Here is a 21,247-nt window from a genome sequence, read left to right as displayed (position 1 = left end):
GCGAGGAATGGACACCGTGCCCGCGACGCCGGCGGCCCCCGCCGCCCAGCAGCCCCCCACCGGGGCGGCGCCCCCACCGCTCTCCCGGAACAGGGACTTCCTGCTCCTGTGGAGCGGCCAGTGGACCGCCTTCTTCGGTACCAGGATGAGCGCCGTCTGCTACCCCCTGCTGGCCCTGTGGGCGACCGGCGGATCCGCCTCCGCGGCGGGGCTCGTCGGCTTCGCGGCCCTCGTCCCCAACCTCCTCCTCCAACTCCCGGCAGGCGTCCTCGCCGACCGCTGGGACCGCCGCAAGACCATGATCGGCTGCGGCGCGGGCCGCCTCCTGGCCCTCGGCAGCCTGGCCGGGGCCCTGCTGGCCGGCACCCCCCGCCTCGCCCACCTGATCGCGGTCGTCTTCGTCGAGAGCGCCTTCGCCGTCGTCCACCAGCTCGCCGAACGCGGCGCCGTCCACGCCCTGGTCCCCGCGGAGCAGCTCGGCGCGGCCATGGCCCAGAACGAGGCCCGCGGCAGGGCGGCCGGCCTGCTCGGCGCGCCCGCCGGCACCGCCCTGTTCACCGTCGTCCGCTGGGGCCCCTTCCTGACGGCGGCGATCGGAGCCGTCGTGGCCGTCGTGACGCTCCTGTTCATCCGCACCCCCCTCCAGGGCGCCCGCGCCGCGGCCCCCGCGCGGCCGCTCGCCCAGATCGCGGAGGGCTTCGCCTGGCTGCGCGGCCGCCGGTTCCTGCGTACGGCCGTCGGCCTGGTCGCGCTGGGCGGCGGACTCTTCCAGATCCTGTCCCTCGCCGTCGTGGTGCTGCTCGTACGCGAAACCGGGCACTCCGAATCCGTCGTCGGCGTCGTCTTCGCGATCAGCGGCGCCGGCGGGCTCCTCGGAGCCGTGGCGGCCCGCTGGTGGATGGAGCGGATCTCGCTGCCCGCCCTGCTCATCGGCGGATTCGCCGCCTGGTCCCTGCTGATCCCGGTGATGGCCCTGACCACCGACCCGGTCCTCATCGGCGCCGCGTTCGCCCTCATGAACCTGGTCGGCGCGGTCTTCGGCGTGGCCGCCTCCGTCTACCAGATGTCGACCACCCCGGACGAGATGCAGGGCAGGGCGGGCGCCACCTCCAACCTGCTCGTCTCCGGCGGCGCCTCCCTCGGCGCACTCGGCGGCGGGTTCCTCCTGGACGCCTGGAACGCCTCCGACAGCGTGCTCGCCGTCGCCGCGGGCATGGCCCTGCTGACCCTCACGGCCGCCGCCCTGCCCGCCGTGCGCCGGGGCGGCGACACACCCGCAGACGCCCCCGCCGACCACCTCACGTAGCCCCACGGGAGAAGAACCGATGGACCTGAGCCTCTTCTACTTCGCCAACGACAGCACCGCCGCAGGCGAGAGCGGGCGCTACGAACTCCTCCTGGAGGGCGCCAAGTTCGCCGACCGCAACGGCTTCGCAGCCGTATGGACCCCCGAACGGCACTTCCACCCCTTCGGCGGCGCCTACCCCAACCCGGCCGTCCTCGGCGCGGCGGTCGCCGCCGTCACCGAGCGCGTCGCCATCCGCGCCGGCTCCGTCGTGGCCCCCCTCCACCACCCCCTGCGCATCGCCGAGGAGTGGTCGGTCGTCGACAACCTCTCCGGCGGCCGCGCGGGCCTCGCCTTCGCCTCCGGCTGGCACGCCGTCGACTTCGCGCTGCGCCCCGAGACCTACCCCGAGCGCCGCCAGAACGTCCTCGACGCCATCGGCCAGGTCCGCCGGCTGTGGCGCGGTGACGGTCTGGAGGCCGTCGACGGCCTCGGCCGGCCCGTGACCGTCCAGTCCTACCCGCCGCCCGTCCAGCGGGAGGTGCCGGTCTGGGTCACCAGCGCCCGCGGCATCGAGACCTTCCGCGCGGCCGGCCGCCTCAAGGCCGGCCTGCTCACCCACGTGCTCGGCCAGAACCTCGACGAACTCGCCGAGAAGATCTCCGAGTACCGGCGCGTCGCCGCCGCCGAACACGACGGCTGGCCCGGCCACGTCGTCCTGATGCTGCACACCCTCATCGGCGAGGACTCCGACGCGGTACGCGAACAGGTGCGCGCCCCGTTCTCCGAGTACCTCAAGAGCTCCATGCACCTGATCGCCCGCTCCTTCGTCGGCGACGCCGTCGACCTGGACGACCTCAACGAGGCCGACATGGACTTCCTCGTCGCCCGCGCCTTCGACCGCTACTACCGGGAGGGCGCCCTCTTCGGCACCGTCGACGAGGTACTCCCCATGGTCGAACAGGCCCGCACCATCGGCGTCGACGAGATCGGCTGCCTCATCGACTTCGGAATCCCGGCCAAGGAAGTCCTCGCCGGACTCGAACACCTGGGCCGGCTCAACGAGCGCATCACCGCCGGCTGACGCCCCGCCGGCCCCACCCGGCAAGCGCTGCGCGTCCCTGCACCGGCAGGGACGCGCAGCTTTTCGCGTCACCGCCGGAAATACGGACGCACCCGCCTATATAGAGCGCCCATGGCGTTCCCGGGGGACGCCCCGGGAGCATGGAAAGACTAACCGAATCAAGAGAGGTGAAGAATGCCGAACACCGACATCTGGACACCGCTGGAAATCGAACCGGAAGGAATCGGCGGCCCGGAGGAGCTCATCGAAAGGCTCGGGGAACTCGGCCCGGAGCGGCTTTCCGAACTCCTCGTCCAGGAAAAGGGCCTGGTATTCCGCGGCTTCGACGTCTCCCCCGAACGCCTCGACGACGTCCTCGGCCTCCTCCTGCCGAACCGCCTCGCCTACGTCCACGGCAACTCCCCGCGCACCAAGGTCGGCGGCAACGTCTACACCTCCACCGAGTACCCGGCCGAGTTCACCATCTCCATGCACAACGAGATGAGCTACGCCCACGCCTGGCCCACCCGCCTCGCCTTCTACTGCCAGGTCCGCCCGGGCGGCGGCGGCGCCACCCCCGTCGTCGACGCGGCCCGCTGGCTGCGGTCCCTCGACGACGAGGTCCGCGAGGCCTTCGCCGACGGCGTCCGCTACGTCCAGTACCTGCACGACGGCTTCGGCCTCGGCAAGAGCTGGCAGGACACCTTCGAGACCACCAACCGCGAGGACGTCGAGGTCTTCCTCGACGGCACCGGCGCCGAGTGGGAGTGGAAGGCCGACGGCGGCATCCACGTCACCATGACCCGCCCCGCCACCCTCAAGCACCCCGACACCGGCACCGAGGTCTGGTTCAACCAGGCCGACCAGTGGCACCCCGCCGGCCTCGGCGACGACACCGCGGCGGCCCTCGCCCAGATCCTCCCCGCCGACGAGCTCCCGCAGAACGTCACCTTCGCCGACGGCAGCCCCATCCCCGAGGAGTACGTCACCCAGATCCGCGACCGCGGCCTCCAGGAGGCCGTCGACGTCGACTGGGACCGGGGCGACCTGCTGCTCATCGACAACGTCCTGCTGGCCCACGGCCGCCGCCCCTTCACGGGCGACCGCCGCATCCTCGTGGCCATGTCGGACTGATGCCCCACCCCACCACCGACCCGTCAGGAAGTGGCCCATGAACGGTGCCTCCTACCGCACGCTCCGCGAGACGGACGCCGTGCACGTCTGGCAGGGCGAAGCCTCCGACCTGCCAGAACCCGGCGCCATGGAACTGCTCTCCGAGGACGAACGCGCCCTCGCCGCCCGCCGCTCCCAGCGCGCGGGCACCCGCTACGCCAACATCCACGCCGAGGTGCGCCGCATCCTCGCCCGGTACCTGGAGACAGAACCCCGCGAGATCCGGCTCGGACGCCAGCACTGCCCGCGCTGCCCCGACCCCAGCCACGGCCGCCCCCAGGTGGTCTGGCCGCCGACCGGCCTCGACTTCAACCTGTCCCGCTCCGGCCGGCACTGGCTCCTCGCCGTCGCCGCCGACCGGCAGATCGGCGTCGACATCGAGGACCCCAGGCTCCTCGACGACTTCACCGGCACCTCCCTCTTCGTCATGTCGGAGGAGGAACTGCGCTACCTGAGCGGCCTGCCCGGCGAGGAAGCCCGTACGGAGGCCTTCTTCCGCGGCTGGACCCGCAAGGAAGCCGTCGTCAAGGCCAGCGGCGTCGGCATCGTCGCCGACCTCAGCACCGTCGACGTACAGCCCCAGCGGACCTCGCCCGTCGTCGTCCGCCACGCCGAACCCCGCGGCCCCGACACCTGGGTCGTCCAGGACCTGCCCCTGGGCCCCGACCGGTACGCGGCCCTCGCCCGCGAGGCGGACAGCACCGGCCCGGTCATCCTCATCGGCACCGCCGCCCACCCCGGCAACTACCTCCGCCTCCCCTCCCCGCCCGCCCTCGAAGCCGCCCTGTAAGGAGGAGACCCATGGCACACGACGACAGCGCCGGAGCCCGCTGGCTCCGGCTCACACCCGTGGGGTACCGGCCCCGGCTACGCCTCGTCTGCTTCCCGCACGCGGGCGGCGCGGCGGGCTTCTACCGCGACTGGCCCGCCCTGCTGCCCGCCGGCGTCGAACTCGTGGCGGTCCAGTACCCCGGCCGCCAGGACCGGCTCGCCGAACCCCGCATCGAGTCCATGGAGGAGATGACAGCCGGGATCACCGGCGCCCTGCTCCCCCTCCTCGACACTCCGGTGGCCTTCTTCGGCCACAGCATGGGCTCGGCGATCGCCTACGAGACCGCCCTGCGCCTCGAACGCCGCCACGGCGTCGTCCCCGTCCGCCTCTTCGTCTCCGGCCGCGGCGCCCCGCACGCCGAACCCGCCGGAGTCACCCACCTCGGCACCGACGACCACCTCGTCGAGTCCGTACGGGCCCTCGGCGACCTGGACGCCGGCATCTACGACGAACCGGAACTGCGCGACCTGCTGCTGCCCGCGCTGCGCAGCGACTACAAGCTCATCGAGACGCACAGCCCGGACCGCCCCGTACCCGTGTCGGCGCCCGTCAGCGCCCTCGGCGGGGACGACGACCCGGGCTGCGCTCCCGATGAACTGCTCTCCTGGAAGGAGGTCACGACGGCCCGCTACGACCGCCGCGTCTTCCCGGGCGACCACTTCTACCTGGCCGCCCACCGGGCCGACGTGGTCGCCCACGTGACGTCCGTCCTGCGGCTCCATCCGCAACCGGTCTGATCTCACGGCCCCTCCTCCCGCACCATCCGAACAACCGGACATCTCTTCCGCTCCACCGACTCCGCCCTCCGCCGTACCGCCGGCGCGAGGGCGGTTCGGTGCGTCCTCACCCCATGACCAGCTCCGCGGCCGCCCGCGCCCGCGCCCGGGCGAACAGCCCGACCAGCTCGTGCAGTTCGTAGGTGGGCGGCACACCCGGCTCCCCGTCGTCCGACACGACGAGCAGCCCGTGGTCGACCAGGCCCTCCAGCCCGCGCTCCGCGACGGCCTCCGCGAGCCCCAGCTCGTCCGCGACCCGCGCGGCCGAGAACGACCGCGTACCGCCCGCGATCTCCGGCAGCCGGTGCAGCAGTTCCCGCCGCTCCGGCCGCAGCTGCCGCAGCGACAGCGCCAGGCTCTGCGGTACGGACAGCCCGCGCGCCTGGAGCTCCGCGAGCCGGCCCGCGGGATCGGCCAGCCGGTTCGCGAGCTGCGCCAGGGACCACTGGGGCCGGGCCGCGAGCCGGTTGCCGGCGATCCGTACGGCCAGCGGCAGCCCGGCGCAGAACCGGGCGATCTCCCGTGCGGCGGCCGGCTCGGCCGCGATCCGCGCCGGATCCACGGCGGCGCACAGCATCCGCAGCCCCTCCTCCGGGCCGAGCGGCGACAGCACGAGGGTGTGCACCCCGCCCACCGGGCCCAGCGCGGTCCGGCTGGTGATCAGCACGGCCGGCTCCGGCGCCCCCGGCAGCAGCGGCCCGAGCTGCAGCTCGCTGACCACGTTGTCCAGCAGGATCAGCAGCCGCTTGCGGGAGGTCCGGGTCCGGTAGAGCCGGATCAGCTCGTCCAGATCGGTTTCCCCCACGTCCGCCGACAGCGAGTCGCCGAGCGCCCGCAGCAGCCGTACGAGCACCTCGCGGGGGTCCCTCGGCGAGCCGTCGGAGTGGCTGAGGTTGACGTACAGCTGCCCGTCCGGGAACTGCTCCAGGCAGTCGTTGGCGGCCCGCACGGCGAGCGCCGTCTTCCCGCTGCCGGCCATGCCGGTGATGAGGAAGCGCCGCGCGTGCCAGGAACGGGCGCCCTCGGCCGCGGGCAGCAGCCGCCGCAGCTCGGCGAGCTCGGCCTCCCGCCCGGTGAAGTCGGCGATGTCGGGCGGCAGCATGGCCGGCGGCGCGCTGTGCACCGCCACCGCCCGCCCGGAGACGCGCGCCCCCTCCCCGGCGCCCTCCAGCTCGCCGGTCAGCACGCCCTGGTAGGTGGCGGAGAGGGCCTCGCCCGGGTCGACCCCCAGCTCCTCGGCCAGCGCCTTGCGCCCGTCGTGGTAGGTCGTCAGGGCGTCGGCCTGCCGCCCGCACCGGTACAGCGCGGTCATCAGCTGGGCCCGCATCCGCTCCCGTACGGGGAACCGGGACACCAGCCCGGTCAGTTCGGGAACGATCTGCTGGTGCCGGCCGAGGGCCAGGTCCGCCTCGATCCGGTTCTCGGTGGCGGCGGCCCGCGCCTCCTCGAGCTGCGGCAGTTCGGCGTCGGTCAGGAACTCGGTGACGTTCGACAGGGCGGGCCCCCGCCACAGCTCCAGGGCCCCGCGCAGGAAGCCGTCGGCCTCCTCGTGCCGCCCGAGCTCCAGGGCTTCGCGCCCGAGCCGCGCGAGGCGCTCGAACTCCACGAAGTCGATGGTCGCGTCCCCGGTGTACATGGCGTAGCCGGGCTGCTGCCGCACGATGCTGATGCCGTCGCCGAGCTGCATCCGCAGCCGCGAGACGTACGTGTAGATCTGCGCGTTCATGGTGGCGGGCGGATTCCACCCCCACAGCAGATAACTCAGCCGTGCGTCGGAAACCACCCGGCCGCGGGCCAGGAGCAGGGTCGCCAGGACGGTATTGACCTTCGTTCCGGAAAGGGCGACCCGTTTCCCGTCCCGCCGGGCTTCCACCGGACCAAGAATCTGGAGTTCCATGCTTTTCCCCGTTCGGTATTCCTTCCGACAGGGACAAGTCTTGGCCCAGGAGAACCCCCTTGGCAGCATCCGCGACTGTCAGGACATTGCGGTGGCAACACCCTGCCAGCTCTTGATGAGGAATATAGAATTCACATGCGATACGGGTGGGGCTGAACAGCACGGAGCCCGGGGGCGCGCGGTGTTCGCGCACCCCCGGGCTCCGGGCGGACGGTCCGTGGGTCAGGCGGCCGCGCCGCCGGAGCGCACCGCCGTCGAGCCCCGGCAGAACTCCAGCAGCGCCAGGGCCATGGTCCCGCCGGGCCGCCCCAGGCGGTCGGCGTAGCGCTTGATGATCACGTTCTCGCGGCCGAGCTCGGTCCGGCGCCCGCCCGAGGAGATCCGGGCGTGCTGGACGGACTCCGAGAGCCCCTGGCGCCGTTCGAGGAGCTCCAGGATCTGCGCGTCGAGCACGTCGATGGAGCTCCGCAGGCCGGCGATGACGCTCTCGGCGTCCGTCGGCGCGGCGGGGGACAGCCTCCGCTGGGTCATGTGCATCTCCTTGTCGGGGGGAGGGGGATCGTCGTCCGTCGTCATCCGTTGACGGCGTCGGGGACCGGTTCGCCCGCCAGGGCCAGCAGGACCGAGGCGGCCACCGAAGTGCCCGCCTTCTCCTGCGCCTCGGCGGTACCGGCCCCCAGGTGCGGGGTGGCCACCACGTTCTCCAGCGCGAACAGCGGGGAGTCGGTGCAGGGTTCGGTGGCGAAGACGTCCAGACCGGCTCCGGCGACCCGGCCCTCGACGAGCGCCTCGTACAGCGCCTGCTCGTCGACGATGCCGCCGCGCGCGGCGTTGACCAGCCGCACCTGCGGCTTCATCCGCGCGATGGCCCGGGCGTCGATCAGGCCGAGGGTCTCGGGGGTCCTGGGCAGGTGCACGGTGATGAAGTCGCCGAGCGCGAGCAGCTCGTCGAGGGGCAGGAGCCGTACCCCGGCGAGGGCCGCCGACTCACGGTCCGCGTAGGGGTCGTACGCGACCACCTCCATGCCGAAGGCGGCCATCCGGGTGGCCACCAGCGACCCGATCCGGCCCAGGCCGACGATGCCGAGGACCTTGCCCGACAGCTCCACGCCGGTGAACCGGGCCCGCTGCCAACGGCCCGCGCGCAGCGCGGCGTCGGCGGGGGCCACGTTGCGGGCGACCGCGAGGAGCAGGGCGATGGCGTGCTCGGCGGCGCTGACGATGTTGGAGGTGGGCGCGTTGACGACCAGCACGCCCGCGGCGGTGGCCGCGGCCACGTCCACGTTGTCCAGGCCGATGCCGGCCCGGGCGATCACCTTCAGCCGCGGGGCGGCGGCGACGGCCTCGGCGTCCATCGTGGTGGCGGAGCGGACGATCACCGCGTCGGCGTCGGCGAGCGCGGCCAGCAGCGCGCGCCGGTCGGTGCCGTCGCACCGGCGTACGTCGACCTCCGTCCCGAGGGCCGCGACCGTGGCCGGGGAGAGCTCCTCGGCCAGCAGGACGGTCGCTCGGCGCACGGCGGGATCACGGAAGGGGGCAAGCGTGGCGGAGCTCATCGTCGGTCCCTCTCTCGTCTCGAGTGGCGCCGCCACCTTCGCCGCCGGACCTATAGCGGTCCTGTAGCTCCGCCCCGTGCGAATGTTCCGGGTGCATCCGGTGAAGAAAAAATAAGTGTTTCTTTTACGCATGGACGCTTATTGGCCAATGGTTGACAGTGTGCACTTGGCCTGATGTAGGATGTTTTGGCGTGCCGCAAGTCGCACATGCGCAACTTTGTCCGCACATTCATCCACCTCCCCCCACAAATGGCCCTGGCTCATATTCGGCGACTTGCGACGGCCTATTTTGGAGTCTGAATGGACATCGGAATATTAGGTCCTCTTCACATATCGAACCACGAGCCGCCGAGATACATCGAACTCGCCCCCAAGCCTCGCACCGTACTCGCCCTTCTGCTGGCAAATTCAGGTGGGATAATCCCCGTCTCCTCCCTGGTGCGCGAGGTGTGGGGCGACGCCCCGCCGGCGAGCGCGCTGCGCAACATCCAGACGTACGTGCTCCAGTCGCGCAAGGTGTTGTCCAAGGTCACAGCGGTGCCGGTGCGCGTGGTGGCCGGCGAGCTGCTCCTCACGCGGCCGGGCGGCTACACCTTCAGCGACGCCGCCGGGCAATTCGACTACCGGCGTTATACGGAGCTCGCCGAAGCCGGTCGCAGAGTCATACGCGAGGGTGATCTGGCCGAGGGGATCGACTTACTGTCGCGGGCCCTCGCAACCTGGCGCGGGCCCGCATTCGTGGACACCCTGACCGGGCCCGCACTCGAATCCCAGAGGCTCCAGCTGGAGGAATCCAGGCTGGGCGTCATAGAGATCCTCTCGGAGGCCAGAATCCGTGTGGGCCACTATCACGAGGCCCTGTCCGACCTGGCGGTCTCGGTCTCCGAATACCCTCTGCACGAGGGGTTGCATTACCAGTACATGCGTGTTCTGGACATCGTCGGATCCAGAGCGCGAGCCCTGGAGGTCTTCAGCCGGCTGCGGCTGAACCTGGTCTCCGAACTGGGCATCGAGCCCGGCGCCCCGGTGCAGCAGCTCCAGCACCGGATCCTCAACGCCTGGGACCTCGACGACGCCGCCCCGTACGCGGCGTCGGCGGGCCGGGTGATCCCGGCGGTCTAGGCGGCCCCGGAACCCCCGCCAGAAGAAACACCGTCCGCAGCGCACCGGTTGCGCCGGTGCTGGCGCAGCCGTCCGGGCCGGTTTGGACAACGGTGTAGTCAACCGCGCCGCGCCGGGCCCGCCCACGGCCCGGCTCACGCCCGGGGCCGCCCTCCGCGGGTCAGGACCCGCTCGGCGGTCCGGTCCAGCAGCAGGGCGCGGTCCGGCCCGCGGGTCAGACTGCCCCGGTCCGCGAAGGGGTCGATCCTGCCGAGGATCCGCAGCGCCCCGCCCGCCGGGTCGAACACCGCCCGGTCGCGGGTGCTGAGCCAGCCGGGCCCGCCGTGCGGCCCGTCGGCGAGGAAGCGCGCGGGCGGCTCCTCCTCGCCGAGATAGGGGGTACGAGCCAGCCGCACCTGCAACTCGCCGCCCTCCAGCCGTACGCGCGCCCCCGGCACGACCAGCCCCACCGTGCCCGGGCCGTACCAGCCCGTCGGGTCGGCGGCCACGATGCCGGTCTCGGTCGTCCCGTACGCCTGCCCGATGCGGACGCCGTAGCGCTCGGTGAACCGCGCGTGCACCCGGTCGTCGAGCCGGTCGCCGCCGGAGATCGCGCGCCGCAGCCCCGGCACCCGTACGGGCCGCGCGGCCAGCGCCAGTTCCGTGAAGTGCCCGGTCGTGCCCAGGACGGTGTCGGTGCGCGAGCGGATCGCGGCGCGCAGCGCGGCCGGGCGGCCCGCACGGGTCGGGAAGACGGTGGTGGCGCCGACGTCCATGTTGTGCAGCAGACCGCCGACCAGGTTGAAGGAGTGCGCGACCGAGCCCAGGACGAGCACGCGCGAGCCGGCCTCCGGCATGCCGCCGACCCGGCGGAAGACGTCGAGTTCGGCGAGCAGCGACGAGGCGGTGCGCCCGACGGCCTTGGCGAAACCGGTGCTGCCGGAGGTGAAGTGGACCAGGCAGTGGTCGGTGGCGGCCCGGGCGCCCCCGCGCATCCGGCGCACGAGGATCTCGCACTCGTCGTGGAAGGCGAGCAGGGGGTGCCCGGCCGCGTCGAAGGAGACGTGGAACTGGGGCCGGCAGCGGTCGAGGAGCCGGCCGAGCTCGCGGCCGCGGATCTCCTGCCCCATCAGCATGACCTGGGCGCCGATCGACCACAGCGCGAACACCGACCACAGCTGGGAGAAGCTGGGGGTGCCCTGGAGGGCGACGGTCGTGCCGGGCCGGATCCCGTGCGCCCGGAACAGCCCTTCGAGGCGGCCCGCCTGGGCGCGCAGCTCCCCGTAGGTCACCTCCCGGCCGGCCCGCGCCCAGACACCGTCCGCGGGGTGCCGCGCGAGCAGCTCCTCCCCCCACCAGCCGGGCGTGCCCTCGGGTAAGTCGCGCATGCGCAATGCTCACTCCCCACTCGTGTCAGGACCGTGTCACACAGAACCGAACACCGGAGCGGGGCAGCGGGTTGCACAGGCGGGGAATTGGAGGGGCCGGCGGCGCGGGGGAATTGGCCGCCGGCCCCCCGTTCAGGGGTGGCCGTCAGGCCGTCAGGCCGCCGGCGCCGCGGGCCGGCCGGCCTCCAGGCCCAGGAGGTACTCCTTGGCGGCGGCGCCGCCCGCGTACCCGGTGAACCGGCCGGAGACACCGACGATCCGGTGGCAGGGGAGCACCACGCACAGCGGGTTGGCGCCGAGCGCCGTCCCCACCGCCCTGGCCGCCCGGGGCCGCCCGAGGTGCTCGGCGAGGGCGCCGTAGGTGCCGGTCGTGCCGTACGGGACGAAGCCGGGCAGCGCCGAGACCGTCTCGCGGGAGAAGGGCGTGGCCAGGCGCAGGTCCAGCGGCAGCGAGAACCCGCGCAGCCGGCCGCCGAGGTACGCGTCGAGCTGGGCGCGCGCCTCGTCGAGGACGGCCTCGTCGGACCGGCCCGTCCCGCCGCCCGGCCCCGCCGCGGAGGCAGGCCCCGCCGGGAGCGCGGCCAGGCGCCGGCGGACCTCCCCGGGCGCGCCGAAGGCGCAGTACACGAGCGCGCCGCCGGTCGCCGCCAGGGTCAGCGTGCCGAGCGGTGTCGGATGCTCGGCGAAGGCGGCGCCGTCCGTACGGGGCGAGTCGGCGGTGGGCATGGCAGTGGTCCTTCCGGTGGTGCAGGGCACGTGCGGGGTCAGACGGTCAGGGGCCGGCAGCTGCGGCAGGCGCGGTAGCCCGCCCGCCGGGCCTCGGAGGCGTTGCGGAACGGCCGCTGGTGGGGCGGGGTGATGCGGCGGGCGTGGGCGCAGGTCGGATGGCAGTAGATGTTGGTGGTGTCGCTGCCCAGCAGGACCATGCCCCGTCCCGCCAGCGCGGCCACCCGTTCCATGTCGATGCCCTCGGCGGCGCGCAGCGCCCGGCCCGTGCCGGGCAGGTACGCGGCGTCGCAGGGCGAGCCGTCCTCGTAGGTGACCCGGTGGCAGGGCACCAGCAGGGTCACCGGGTTGGCGGCGAGGGCGGCGACCACGGCGGCCTCCGCGGCGGACGGGACCCCGGCCTCCCGGGCGATCCAGCCGACGGGCCGCAGCTGGCCGCGCGGAACGGTCCGTACGGCCTCCAGCACGGCGCGCTGCAGCCCGTCCAGGGCGCCCAGGTCGATCGGCAGGGTTTTCGCCCGGCCGGTGCGCAGCGCGGGGCGCAGGCCCGGGAAGGGGGTGGTGGCGCGGATCGCGGTGCGCCGGGTGCGGGACCAGTGGACCTCCTCGAACATCTCGGCGCTGACGACCATCGCCTCCAGCGTCGCGCCGGTGACGGCGAGGGGGCTGAAGGCCACGTAGAGGCCGCCGGCGTCCGTCGGCAGGTGCACGTACCGGTCGTAGCGGTTCCGGGAGATGCCCACGTGCTGCAGCACCCGCAGCCCGAAGTCCACCGGGGCGGGGGTGGTGAGACCGGCCAGCGCGCTCTCCAGATCGGGCTGCGGGGAGGCGGGGGCGGTGCCCTCGTCGTCCGTACTCACTTCAACACCTCCCTCGTCGGCGGGTCCTTGGCCTCCATCAGCTGACGAAGGCTACCGATACCCCGCGAGACCTGCGCTTTGACCGTTCCGACCGGGCATCCCTGCGCCTCGGCTATCTCCACGTAACTCAGACCGACGACGTGCCGGAGCACGACGGCGACCCGGGGGTTCTCCGGTAACTCCGTCAGCGCCGACACCAGCCGGCGCCGGTCCTCGGCCGTCGCGGCCCGTTCCTCCGGGCCGGGACTCGTGTCGGGCCAGGCCTGGCACACGTCCTCGACGGTGGTGGCGGACACCGGGCGGCGCACGCCGGTACGGACGTGGTTGCGCCAGACGTTCGCCGCGATGGTCATCAGCCAGGCCCGCGGGCGCAGCTCGCGCCTGCGCTGGGGCGAGTAGCCCTGCAACGCCGTATAGGCGCGCAGGAAGGTGTCCTGCCCCAGGTCGTCCGCCTCGGCGGCGGATCCGGTGACCCGGAGCAGGAACCCACGGACCGCCGTGGCGTGGACCCGCACCAGCTCCGTGAAGCCGTCGTCGAGGTCCGCTGCCAGGCGTTCGCTCACCTGCTCGGCCATGTCGTCCATCACCCAACAGAACACCACGGCCTGCCGGGGGGTTGCAGACGCCGGCCGCAGGGGCCGTACGGGAGGCGACGTACCGGAGGGGCCGCGGCCGTCGTGCAACCCGTTCGCGGCAACCGGTGTTCCACCTTCCGCACGCCGGGAAACCGGCTTACGAGGTGAAGGGGAAGCAATGTCCGACCTGGAGGAGATGACCGGCACGCGGGCCGCGCCCGCAGCCGCGCAGCAGCGCATGACAGGTCAGCAGAAACTGGCCCTGGCCGTTCTGCTCGGCGCCCAGTTCATGCTCGCCGCCGATTTCTCCATTTTGACCGTCTCCCTGCCGGTGATCGGCGACTCGCTGGGCTTCTCCCTGGACAGTCTTCAGTGGATCACCACGGGCTTCGCCCTGCCCGCGGCGGGCTTCACCCTGCTGTTCGGCCGCATCGGCGACCTGTTCGGGCGGCGCAGGATGTTCCTGCTGGGTATCGTGCTGCTGGCCGCGGCCTCGCTCGTCGGCGGGCTGGCGCAGTCCTCCACGATGCTCGTGGCCGCGCGCGTCGCGCAGGGCGTGGCGACGGCCATCTCGGTGCCGTCCGCGCTCTCCCTGCTGACCACGACGTTCCCCGAGGGGCCGCTCAGGCAGCGGGCGCTGGGGCTCAACGGCGCCCTGCTCGGCGGCGGGTTCAGCGCCGGCGCCCTGCTGGGCGGCGCGCTGACCGAACTGTTCAGCTGGCGCTGGTCCTTCCTGATCAACGTCCCGGTGGCCCTGCTGGTGCTGGTCGGCACCCTGGCCGTCATCCCCGAGAACCGGTCGGGCGGGCACACCAAGCTCGACGTGCCCGGCGCCGTCACCGTCTCCGCCGGTCTGCTCGCGCTGGTCTTCGGCATCACCACCGCCGGTCACCAGGGCTGGGGCGAGCCGGGCGTGTACCTGTGGCTGGCGGCGGCCGTCGTGCTGCTGGTGGCGTTCTGGTTCATCGAGCTGAAGAGCCCCAACCCGCTCGCCCCCGTGCGGGTGCTGAAGCGGCGCACCGTCCGGTGGGGCAACTTCGGCGGCTTCGCCTCGATCGCCATGGCGACCGCGATCTCCTTCACCACCACGCTGTACATGCAGAAGGTGCTGGGCTTCTCCGCCTTCACCACCGGTGTGGTGATCGGCCTGCCCGGCGTCCTGACCATCATCGGCGGCACGATCGCGCCGAAGCTGCTGGCCCGGATCGGGGCGCCCGCCGTACTGGCCCTGTCGCTCGTGGTCCAGTCCGTCGGGTACGCGGTCCTGCTGTGGCTGAACGACGGGAACTCGGGCGTCGTCCTGGTCCTCGTCGCGCTGGCCGTCGGCTTCTTCGGCCACGCCTACAGCCTGGTCTCGTACATGGTGACCGCCACCTCGGGGCTGCCGGACGAGGAGCAGGGGCTCGCGACCGGTCTGACCACGATGAGCATGCAGATCGCGATCACCCTGGGCATCCCGGTGGTGAGCGCCGTGATCGCGGCGAGGTCCTCCGCACTGGAGAAGACCGAATCGGCGACCGACGCCGTACTGGGCGGCCTGCACGCGGGCGTGCTCGTCAACGCCCTGTTCCTGCTGGCCTCCGCGCTGATCGTGTGGCTGTTCCTGGGCCGCGGCCGCGCCGGCGCCGACAGCAAGGGCGGTGCGTGATGAAGCGGCTGGACGGGAAGGCGGCGCTGGTCACCGGCGCCAGCAGGGGAGTGGGGCGGGCGACCGCCGAGCGGCTGGCGGCGGAGGGGGCCGTGGTCGCGGTCCACTACGCGTCGGCCGCCGCCGCCGCGGAGGAAGTGGTCGGCGGGATCCTCGCCGCGGGCGGGGCGGCCTTCGCCGTCCGGGCCGAATTCTCCGAGCCCGACGCCGCCGACCGGCTGTGGGCCGCATTCGACGAGGGAATCGCCGAATTCCGGGCCGATCCGGGAGTCGACATCCTGGTGAATAACGCCGCGACTTCGGTCCAGGCCACCCTCGCCGATACGACACCGGAAGACTACGACCGGATGTTCACGGTCAACATCAGAACCCCGTTCTTCCTCATCCAGCAGGGCCTGACCCGATTGCGCGACGGGGCCCGCGTCATTAATGTGTCGTCAGCCGTCACGCGCATGGCATTTCCTCAGGTCGTGGCCTACGGCCTGACCAAGGGCGCGATGGACACGCTCACGCTCACCGTCGCACAGGAACTCGGCGGCCGCGGCATCACGGTGAACGCGGTATCGCCGGGAACGCTCGACACGGACGTCAACGCGGGCTGGCTGCGCGACAACCCCGAAGCCGGGCGGCTCGTCTCCGAACAGGCCGCCCTGGGCAGGGTGGGGCAGCCGGACGACGTGGCCGACGTCGTCGTCTTCCTGGCGTCCGACGAGGCGCGCTGGATCACCGGCCAGGTCATCGACGTGAGTGGCGGTGCACGACTCTGAACTGCCGAAGGCGACCCGCTCGTCGCGATGAAGGGGAGGATCCGCATGGCCGTCAGCCAGGGAGAGGTCTACGAGAACCCGCGGTGCCGGGAGCGCGTCGTGATCAGAACGCCAGCCGCGGAGACCGGCGGCGAACGGACCGTGATGGACGTGTATGTGCAACCGGGCGGAGCCGTCTCCGGATCCCACGTCCATCCCCTCAGTGAGGAGCGGTTCACGCTGGTCCGCGGGCGGATCGCCTTCTCCATCGACGGGCGCGAGGTGGTGCTGGACCGGGCCGGGCAGAGCATCCTGATCCCGCCCGGCGTCAAGCACCGCTGGTGGAACGCCGGCGGGGACGAGTCCCGTCACATATGCGAGCTGAAGGGCGGAGCCGACCGCTTCGAACAGCTCGTGCTGCGCCAGCTCTTCGGCCTCGCCCAGGACGGCAAGACCTCCCCGGAGGGCATGCCGCACCTGCTCCAGCAGGCCGTCACCACCCTGGAGTTCGAGGACGTCCTGCGCTTCACCTCGCCGGCCTGGCCGGTGCAGCGGCTGCTGTTCGGGGCGCTCGCCCCGGTGGCCCGGCTGCTCGGCTACCAGGGCTGCAATCCGGAGTACATGGACCGCAAACCGAGCGAGATCGCGGAACTGGAGCCGCTGCCCGACGAGGTGGCCGCCTGGCACTACTGAGGTCCGGCGGGGCCGCGCACAAGGGCAGGTGAAAAGGAGGGGGCGGATTTTGCCGACCCCTCCTTTTCTTGCACCTTACGCGCGGAAGGTATGATTCCAATTCTCTGTAGAATTTCTGTGACGGTTCTGGTGCGGACGCTGCGACGCTCGTCTGCATGAGGCCAAAACTGGTATCCGAGGCGCTGTACGAATACATCGTCGAAAACAGCCTTCCGGTTGACGGGGCACAACGCAGCCTGATGAACAGAACGGCTGCCGTCGGGGAACGCGCCCGGATGCAGATCGGAACTCCGCAGGGCACGTTCTTCACGCTGCTCACCCGGCTGATGTCCGCCCGCAAGGCCGTTGAAATCGGCACGTTCACCGGCTATTCGGCGCTCAGCATCGCCAAGGGCCTGCCCGAGGACGGCCACCTCCTCACCTGTGACGTGAACGAGGAGTGGACGGCCATCGCGCAGGAGGCCTGGAAGGAGGCGGGCGTCGCGGACCGCATCGAGCTGCGCCTCGGCCCGGCCCTGGACACGCTGCGCTCCCTGCCGGCGGACGCCGACTGGGACCTGGCGTTCATCGACGCGGACAAGCAGGGCTACCTCGCGTACTACGAGGAGCTCGTCCCGCGCATGCGTCCCGGCGGCGCGATCCTCGTGGACAACGTGCTGTGGTTCTCGACGGTGGTCGACGACCCCGAGGGCGAGGGCGCCCCGATGCGCGAGTTCAACGCCCACGTCGCCGCGGACCCCCGCGTGGAGGCGGTCATCCTCTCGATCGGCGACGGCGTGACCCTCATCCGCAAGAAGACCGAATCCAGCCCCGCCGGCGTTTGAGGCGCGGGGTCGGGGGCGGAGCCCCGATCCTGTGCCCGCACCAGCGCACTCAGGCGGGCCGAATCCAGCCCCGCCGGCGTTTGAGGCGCGGGGTCCGGGGCGGAGCCCCGGTCTTGAAGCCGCACCCGTGCACTCAGGCGGGCCAATGCAGCCCCGCCGGCGTTTGAGGCGCGGAGCCCCAGCAGCCGGCCCGCACGGCCGACCCACCCGCCCGCCCCGTCGTAGGAATCCGCACAAGGGAGTGCCCCATGACGAGAATGTCCTCCTCCGGAAAATCACTGCGCCTGGCCCGGCTGTCCGGCCACGGAGACGGCCGCTACCTCTTCGTGCCGCTGGACCACTCGGTCTCCGACGGCCCGATCACCACCGCCGGCGCCTTCGACACCCTGATCCGGAACGTGGTCGACGGCGGCGCCGACGGCATCGTCGTCCACAAGGGCCGGGCACGGGTGATCGACCCCGAAGCCCTCGCGGACTGCTCGCTGCTGGTCCACCTGAGCGCCAGCACCCCCCACGGCCCGGACGTCAACGCGAAGGTTCTGGTCGGGGACGTGGAGGACGCCATCCGGCTCGGCGCGGACGCGGTGAGCGTGCACGTCAACATCGGCTCGGACACCGAGGCCGAACAGCTCACGGACCTCGGCGCGGTCGCCGCGGCCTGCGACCGCTGGGGCATGCCGCTGCTCGCCATGATCTACCCGCGCGGCCCCCGGGTCGCCGACCCCTACGACCCCGTCCTCCTCTCCCACGTCGTCAACATCGCCGCCGACCTCGGCGTGGACATCGTCAAGACCGTCCTCGCCTCGCCGGCCGATCGCATGGCCGAGGTCGTCGCCAGCTCCCCGATCCCGATCATCGTGGCGGGCGGCGGCGACGACACCGCGAGCCTCGCCGACTTCGCCGCCTCGGCCCTCTCCGTCGGATGCCGCGGACTGGCCGTGGGACGCCGGGTGTTCGGCTCTCCCGACCCCCGCGCGACCGTCCGCGAACTCGCCGGGATCCTGCACGGCCCGGCCGGCCCCGTCGGCCCCGTCGGCCCCGATTCCCTCGTTTCCACCCCTTCCCCGCGAATGGCAGGTGCCCTGTGAAGCTCAGCTGGATCGACATCCGATCGGTCGGATCGGCGAAGGCCGCGGTCGTCGAGGAGGCGGTCCACGCTCGCGTGGACGGCATCCTCACCGACGACCCCGCCGACCTGGCCGGCCTGCCGCCCACCGTCCGCAAGGTCCTCTTCCCGCAGGGCCAGACCCTCCCCGAGGACTTCGGCGCCGCCGACGTCGTCATCGTCGAGGCGGCCAAGCACGGCGACCCCGCCGAACTGGCCCTGCGCCACCCCGAGGTGGAGTTCGGCCGGTACGTCGAGATCATCGACGCGGACACCCTGGAGGACGCCTGCCAGTCGGCGCGCACCGACCGCTGGAGCCTGCTCTGGTTCCGCGACCCCACCAAGATCCCCCTGGAGATCGTGATCGCCGCCGGAGCCAAGGCCGGGGGCAGCCTGGTCACCCTCGCCCAGGACGTGGAGGAGGCCGAGATCATCTTCGGCGTCCTGGAACTCGGCTCGGACGGCGTGCTGATGGCGCCCGCGGCCGTCGGCGACGCCACCGCCCTGCGGCGGGCCGCCGAGGCGGGCGTTGCGGACGTGGAGCTCGTCGAGCTCGAGGTCACCGCCACCGCCCACGTCGGCATGGGCGACCGGGCGTGCGTGGACACCGCCACGTACTTCCGCGAGGACGAGGGCATCCTGGTCGGCTCGACCTCCAAGGGCATGATCCTCTGCGTCAGCGAGACGCACCCCCTGCCCTACATGCCCACCCGCCCCTTCCGGGTCAACGCCGGCGCCATCCACTCGTACACGCTCGGACAGAACGAGCGGACCAACTACCTGAGCGAGCTGAAGGCCGGCATCAAGATCACCGCCGTGGACATCCACGGCCGGACCCGCCTGGTCACCGTCGGCCGCGTCAAGATCGAGAGCCGCCCGCTCATCTCCATCGACGCCGTGGGCCCCGGCGGCCGCACCGCCAACCTGATCCTCCAGGACGACTGGCACGTACGGGTCCTGGGCCCCGGCGGCAAGGTGCTCAACAGCACCGAGCTCAAGCCCGGCGACAAGGTGCTCGGCTACCTGCCCGTCGAGGACCGGCACGTGGGCTACCCGATCAACGAGTTCTGCCTGGAGAAGTGAGCCGCCCGCGGGAGCGGGCCCCGGCGCCCGCTCCCGCCGCGTCCGCCGGCACGCCGGCACGCCGATGGATGAGAAAGGCACGCCCATGAACATCTTCGGGACCCAGCGGTCCGCCGTACAGCGCCTGCGTCTGACCCTCGACCGACGGCTGGGCGCCGGCAACTTCTTCTGGCACGCCTGGGAGGTCGCCGCCGACCGCGACCGGCCGCTGCTCTTCCACCCCGACGTCACCTCCGACACCTGGGACGAGGGCGAACTGCCCGGGTACTCCCTCAACGACATGCGGGTCATCGTGATCCGCTACGCCCACTGGTACCGCACCCACGGAGTGCTGCCGCACACGCACGTCGGCGTCCACACCCGCAACGGCATGTACGGCCTGCTGCACCACATCGCCATCACCAGCCTCGGCGCGGTCGCCGTGCACTGCAATCCCAACATGGCCACGCAGACGGCCGCCGAGTACTTCCGGCGCACCCGCACGACGGTCCTCGTCGGCGACGCCGACCTGCTGGCCGGCGTCACCGGCATCTGGGACAAGTCCGGCCCCGCCGCGCACAAGAAGATCCTGACCGAGGACATCCGCCGCCTCGACGAGACCGCGCCGCGCCCCTCGGCCGCGATGCCCGGATTCCCGTACGCGCACCGGGGCGACGACCTGGTGATGATCTCGCACTCCTCGGGGACCACCGGCCGGCCCAAGGCCCCCGTCTTCACGCACAGTTCCTTCTTCGACGGCAAGCGCGAACGCCTGTGGACCTTCCCCTCGCTGCGCTCCGACCGGATGCTCACCGCCCTGCCGCACAGCCACTCGGCGGGCATCAGCTACCTCACCATGGCCCTCCTGCTGGGCATCCCCACCCTCGTCCTCGACGGGGCGGACGGGCCCGGGGCGGCCCGCGCGATCAACCGCTTCCGGCCCACCTTCGTCCTGGGCTTCCCGCTGACCCTCGCCGAGATCGACGTCGCGCAGGTGACCCCGTACGCCGCCCAGTCCATCCACACCTGGAACGGCATGGGCGACGCCTCGCACGAGCGGCACATCCGCCCCCTGACCTCGCTCGGCATCCGCCGCGAAGGCCGCCGCCGGCTGTCCGGCTCGCGGTACGTCGACGGGCTGGGCTCCTCCGAGATGGGCATGGTCCTCTTCCGCACCGTCTACACCCCGCAGACCACCGAGTACGGCCGGCTCATCGGACGCCCCGTCAAGGCCGTGCTCGACGCGGCCGTCCTCGACGAACAGGGCAACCCGGTGCCCGACGGCGAGCCCGGCCTCCTCGGCGTCCGCACCCCCAGCGTCACGCCGGGCTACTGGGACGACCCGACCCTGGGGCGGGAATCCCTGGTCGACGGCTACTTCCTGACCGGCGACGTGGTCCGGCGCGACGCCCAGGGCAACTGGTACCACCTGGACCGCACCCCGGACGTGATCGCCACCGCCGCCGGACCCGTCCACAGCCTCCCGCTGGAGGAATCGGTCCTGCTGACGACGCAGGCCCTCGACGCTGCCGTCGTGGCCGTCGAGGACCCCGACCACCCCGGCTCCGCACTGCCCGCCGCCGTCGTCCTGTTCCGCGACGACGTGGCCCGCTCGCCGCGCTGCCTGCTCGACCAGTGCAACGTGGCACTGGCCCGCAAGGGGCTCGCCCCGCTCGCCGCGCTCGTCGTCGCGCCGGACCGCGCCGCGCTGCCCGTCGGGCCGACCGGCAAGGTCCTCAAGCGCACCCTGCGCGAACGGCACGGCGAGGTCCTGCACCACCCGGCCGGGCCGGACACGGCACACGACCACGAGCCGGCGCTGCGACCGCCGCTCGCGGCCGCGCACTCCGAGTAGCCGCACCGGCTCCCACGGCCCGGCCCCACGAACCCCCGGGCACGAACCCCCGGGCACGAACCCCGAGCACGAACGAACCGAC

19 protein-coding genes and 1 pseudogene are annotated in these 21,247 nt (G+C 72.5%); 13 read left to right on the top strand and 7 right to left on the bottom strand.

Features of this window, described 5'->3' with window-relative positions; genetic code table 11:
* The first annotated feature begins 16 nt into the window (after positions 1-16).
* From ACFTXQ_RS24465 to ACFTXQ_RS24445, 5 genes are all read left to right on the top strand, one after another.
* Entirely contained in the window at positions 17-1,306 is a 1,290-nt protein-coding gene (locus ACFTXQ_RS24465; RefSeq protein WP_382644158.1) for an MFS transporter, read from the top strand.
* Positions 1,307-1,325: 19 nt separating this feature from the next.
* Complete coding sequence (locus ACFTXQ_RS24460; RefSeq protein WP_382644156.1) at positions 1,326-2,369, top strand: MupA/Atu3671 family FMN-dependent luciferase-like monooxygenase; 1,044 nt, start codon at positions 1,326-1,328, stop codon at positions 2,367-2,369.
* A gap of 174 nt (positions 2,370-2,543) precedes the next feature.
* Positions 2,544-3,482: a TauD/TfdA family dioxygenase gene (locus ACFTXQ_RS24455; RefSeq protein ID WP_382644154.1), complete on the top strand. Its 939-nt coding sequence runs from the start codon at positions 2,544-2,546 to the stop codon at positions 3,480-3,482.
* A gap of 37 nt (positions 3,483-3,519) precedes the next feature.
* Positions 3,520-4,311, top strand: a complete 792-nt coding sequence (locus ACFTXQ_RS24450; RefSeq protein ID WP_382644152.1) for a 4'-phosphopantetheinyl transferase family protein — start codon at positions 3,520-3,522, stop codon at positions 4,309-4,311.
* 11 nt (positions 4,312-4,322) lie between these two features.
* Positions 4,323-5,090, top strand: a complete 768-nt coding sequence (locus tag ACFTXQ_RS24445; RefSeq protein ID WP_382644150.1) for a thioesterase II family protein — start codon at positions 4,323-4,325, stop codon at positions 5,088-5,090.
* Positions 5,091-5,196: 106 nt separating this feature from the next.
* Here ACFTXQ_RS24445 and ACFTXQ_RS24440 read toward each other — a convergent pair whose 3' ends face one another.
* The 3 genes and pseudogenes from ACFTXQ_RS24440 to ACFTXQ_RS24430 all read right to left on the bottom strand — a co-directional run.
* Complete coding sequence (locus ACFTXQ_RS24440; RefSeq protein ID WP_382644148.1) at positions 5,197-7,026, bottom strand: BTAD domain-containing putative transcriptional regulator; 1,830 nt, start codon at positions 7,024-7,026, stop codon at positions 5,197-5,199.
* A gap of 222 nt (positions 7,027-7,248) precedes the next feature.
* The gene (locus ACFTXQ_RS24435; RefSeq protein WP_382644146.1) at positions 7,249-7,602 is read right to left on the bottom strand and encodes a chorismate mutase; all 354 of its coding nucleotides are present in this window, start codon (positions 7,600-7,602) and stop codon (positions 7,249-7,251) included.
* A gap of 2 nt (positions 7,603-7,604) precedes the next feature.
* Positions 7,605-8,582, bottom strand: a pseudogene (locus ACFTXQ_RS24430) (hydroxyacid dehydrogenase); the annotation flags it as partial.
* A gap of 300 nt (positions 8,583-8,882) precedes the next feature.
* On the opposite strand from ACFTXQ_RS24430, the gene ACFTXQ_RS24425 reads away from it, so the two are divergent.
* A complete protein-coding gene (locus ACFTXQ_RS24425) occupies positions 8,883-9,704 on the top strand; it encodes a BTAD domain-containing putative transcriptional regulator (protein ID WP_382644145.1) in 822 nt (273 codons plus the stop codon).
* Positions 9,705-9,838: 134 nt separating this feature from the next.
* On the opposite strand, the gene ACFTXQ_RS24420 is transcribed toward ACFTXQ_RS24425, so the two are convergent.
* The 4 genes from ACFTXQ_RS24420 to ACFTXQ_RS24405 form a co-directional block, all read right to left on the bottom strand.
* On the bottom strand, positions 9,839-11,071 hold the full coding sequence (locus tag ACFTXQ_RS24420) for a class I adenylate-forming enzyme family protein (RefSeq protein WP_382644143.1): 1,233 nt from the start codon (positions 11,069-11,071) through the stop codon (positions 9,839-9,841).
* A 153-nt stretch (positions 11,072-11,224) separates the two neighbouring features.
* On the bottom strand, positions 11,225-11,797 hold the full coding sequence (locus tag ACFTXQ_RS24415) for a methylated-DNA--[protein]-cysteine S-methyltransferase (protein ID WP_382644141.1): 573 nt from the start codon (positions 11,795-11,797) through the stop codon (positions 11,225-11,227).
* 38 nt (positions 11,798-11,835) lie between these two features.
* Positions 11,836-12,657, bottom strand: coding sequence for an MGMT family protein (locus tag ACFTXQ_RS24410; protein ID WP_382644139.1), 822 nt, complete (start codon positions 12,655-12,657; stop codon positions 11,836-11,838).
* Entirely contained in the window at positions 12,654-13,241 is a 588-nt protein-coding gene (locus ACFTXQ_RS24405; protein ID WP_382644137.1) for an RNA polymerase sigma factor, read from the bottom strand. Before ACFTXQ_RS24405 ends, ACFTXQ_RS24410 begins: the two co-directional genes overlap by 4 nt.
* 169 nt (positions 13,242-13,410) lie before the next feature.
* On the opposite strand from ACFTXQ_RS24405, the gene ACFTXQ_RS24400 reads away from it, so the two are divergent.
* From ACFTXQ_RS24400 to ACFTXQ_RS24370, 7 genes are all read left to right on the top strand, one after another.
* Positions 13,411-14,880, top strand: coding sequence for an MFS transporter (locus tag ACFTXQ_RS24400; RefSeq protein ID WP_382644135.1), 1,470 nt, complete (start codon positions 13,411-13,413; stop codon positions 14,878-14,880).
* Positions 14,880-15,647 (top strand): SDR family oxidoreductase, encoded by a 768-nt coding sequence (locus ACFTXQ_RS24395; RefSeq protein ID WP_382644133.1) that lies wholly within the window; start codon positions 14,880-14,882, stop codon positions 15,645-15,647. The genes ACFTXQ_RS24400 and ACFTXQ_RS24395 overlap by 1 nt, the downstream gene beginning before the upstream one ends.
* 45 nt (positions 15,648-15,692) lie before the next feature.
* Positions 15,693-16,319, top strand: coding sequence for a cupin domain-containing protein (locus ACFTXQ_RS24390; RefSeq protein WP_382644131.1), 627 nt, complete (start codon positions 15,693-15,695; stop codon positions 16,317-16,319).
* Between the two features lie 155 nt (positions 16,320-16,474).
* Positions 16,475-17,143 (top strand): O-methyltransferase, encoded by a 669-nt coding sequence (locus ACFTXQ_RS24385; protein WP_382644129.1) that lies wholly within the window; start codon positions 16,475-16,477, stop codon positions 17,141-17,143.
* Positions 17,144-17,400: 257 nt separating this feature from the next.
* Complete coding sequence (locus ACFTXQ_RS24380) at positions 17,401-18,231, top strand: 2-amino-3,7-dideoxy-D-threo-hept-6-ulosonate synthase (RefSeq protein WP_382644173.1); 831 nt, start codon at positions 17,401-17,403, stop codon at positions 18,229-18,231.
* On the top strand, positions 18,228-19,331 hold the full coding sequence (locus ACFTXQ_RS24375; RefSeq protein WP_382644127.1) for a 3-dehydroquinate synthase II family protein: 1,104 nt from the start codon (positions 18,228-18,230) through the stop codon (positions 19,329-19,331). The genes ACFTXQ_RS24380 and ACFTXQ_RS24375 overlap by 4 nt, the downstream gene beginning before the upstream one ends.
* A gap of 85 nt (positions 19,332-19,416) precedes the next feature.
* Positions 19,417-21,165 carry a class I adenylate-forming enzyme family protein gene (locus ACFTXQ_RS24370; RefSeq protein ID WP_382644126.1) on the top strand — a complete coding sequence of 583 codons (1,749 nt, stop codon included), beginning with the start codon at positions 19,417-19,419 and terminating at the stop codon, positions 21,163-21,165.
* The last annotated feature ends 82 nt before the right edge of the window (positions 21,166-21,247 follow it).

Origin of the sequence: Streptomyces sp. NPDC057010 (assembly GCF_042673805.1) — a bacterium.
Lineage (GTDB): Bacteria > Actinomycetota > Actinomycetes > Streptomycetales > Streptomycetaceae > Streptomyces.
Note: the sequence above shows the minus strand (reverse complement) of the source record. Positions and strands in the feature narration are given on the sequence as shown.

What these genes read in the sequence shown, in the direction of transcription:
- ACFTXQ_RS24370 (WP_382644126.1), top strand. Translation starts at nt 19,417, where the DNA reads ATGAACATCTTCGGGACCCAGCGGTCCGCCGTACAGCGCCTGCGTCTG.
- ACFTXQ_RS24445 (WP_382644150.1), top strand. Translation starts at nt 4,323, where the DNA reads ATGGCACACGACGACAGCGCCGGAGCCCGCTGGCTCCGGCTCACACCC.
- ACFTXQ_RS24460 (WP_382644156.1), top strand. Translation starts at nt 1,326, where the DNA reads ATGGACCTGAGCCTCTTCTACTTCGCCAACGACAGCACCGCCGCAGGC.
- ACFTXQ_RS24400 (WP_382644135.1), top strand. Translation starts at nt 13,411, where the DNA reads ATGTCCGACCTGGAGGAGATGACCGGCACGCGGGCCGCGCCCGCAGCC.
- ACFTXQ_RS24380 (WP_382644173.1), top strand. Translation starts at nt 17,401, where the DNA reads ATGTCCTCCTCCGGAAAATCACTGCGCCTGGCCCGGCTGTCCGGCCAC.
- ACFTXQ_RS24455 (WP_382644154.1), top strand. Translation starts at nt 2,544, where the DNA reads ATGCCGAACACCGACATCTGGACACCGCTGGAAATCGAACCGGAAGGA.
- ACFTXQ_RS24420 (WP_382644143.1), bottom strand. Translation starts at nt 11,071, where the DNA reads ATGCGCGACTTACCCGAGGGCACGCCCGGCTGGTGGGGGGAGGAGCTG.
- ACFTXQ_RS24415 (WP_382644141.1), bottom strand. Translation starts at nt 11,797, where the DNA reads ATGCCCACCGCCGACTCGCCCCGTACGGACGGCGCCGCCTTCGCCGAG.
- ACFTXQ_RS24425 (WP_382644145.1), top strand. Translation starts at nt 8,883, where the DNA reads ATGGACATCGGAATATTAGGTCCTCTTCACATATCGAACCACGAGCCG.
- ACFTXQ_RS24395 (WP_382644133.1), top strand. Translation starts at nt 14,880, where the DNA reads ATGAAGCGGCTGGACGGGAAGGCGGCGCTGGTCACCGGCGCCAGCAGG.
- ACFTXQ_RS24405 (WP_382644137.1), bottom strand. Translation starts at nt 13,241, where the DNA reads ATGGACGACATGGCCGAGCAGGTGAGCGAACGCCTGGCAGCGGACCTC.
- ACFTXQ_RS24440 (WP_382644148.1), bottom strand. Translation starts at nt 7,026, where the DNA reads ATGGAACTCCAGATTCTTGGTCCGGTGGAAGCCCGGCGGGACGGGAAA.
- ACFTXQ_RS24385 (WP_382644129.1), top strand. Translation starts at nt 16,475, where the DNA reads ATGAGGCCAAAACTGGTATCCGAGGCGCTGTACGAATACATCGTCGAA.
- ACFTXQ_RS24390 (WP_382644131.1), top strand. Translation starts at nt 15,693, where the DNA reads ATGGCCGTCAGCCAGGGAGAGGTCTACGAGAACCCGCGGTGCCGGGAG.
- ACFTXQ_RS24450 (WP_382644152.1), top strand. Translation starts at nt 3,520, where the DNA reads ATGAACGGTGCCTCCTACCGCACGCTCCGCGAGACGGACGCCGTGCAC.
- ACFTXQ_RS24435 (WP_382644146.1), bottom strand. Translation starts at nt 7,602, where the DNA reads ATGACGACGGACGACGATCCCCCTCCCCCCGACAAGGAGATGCACATG.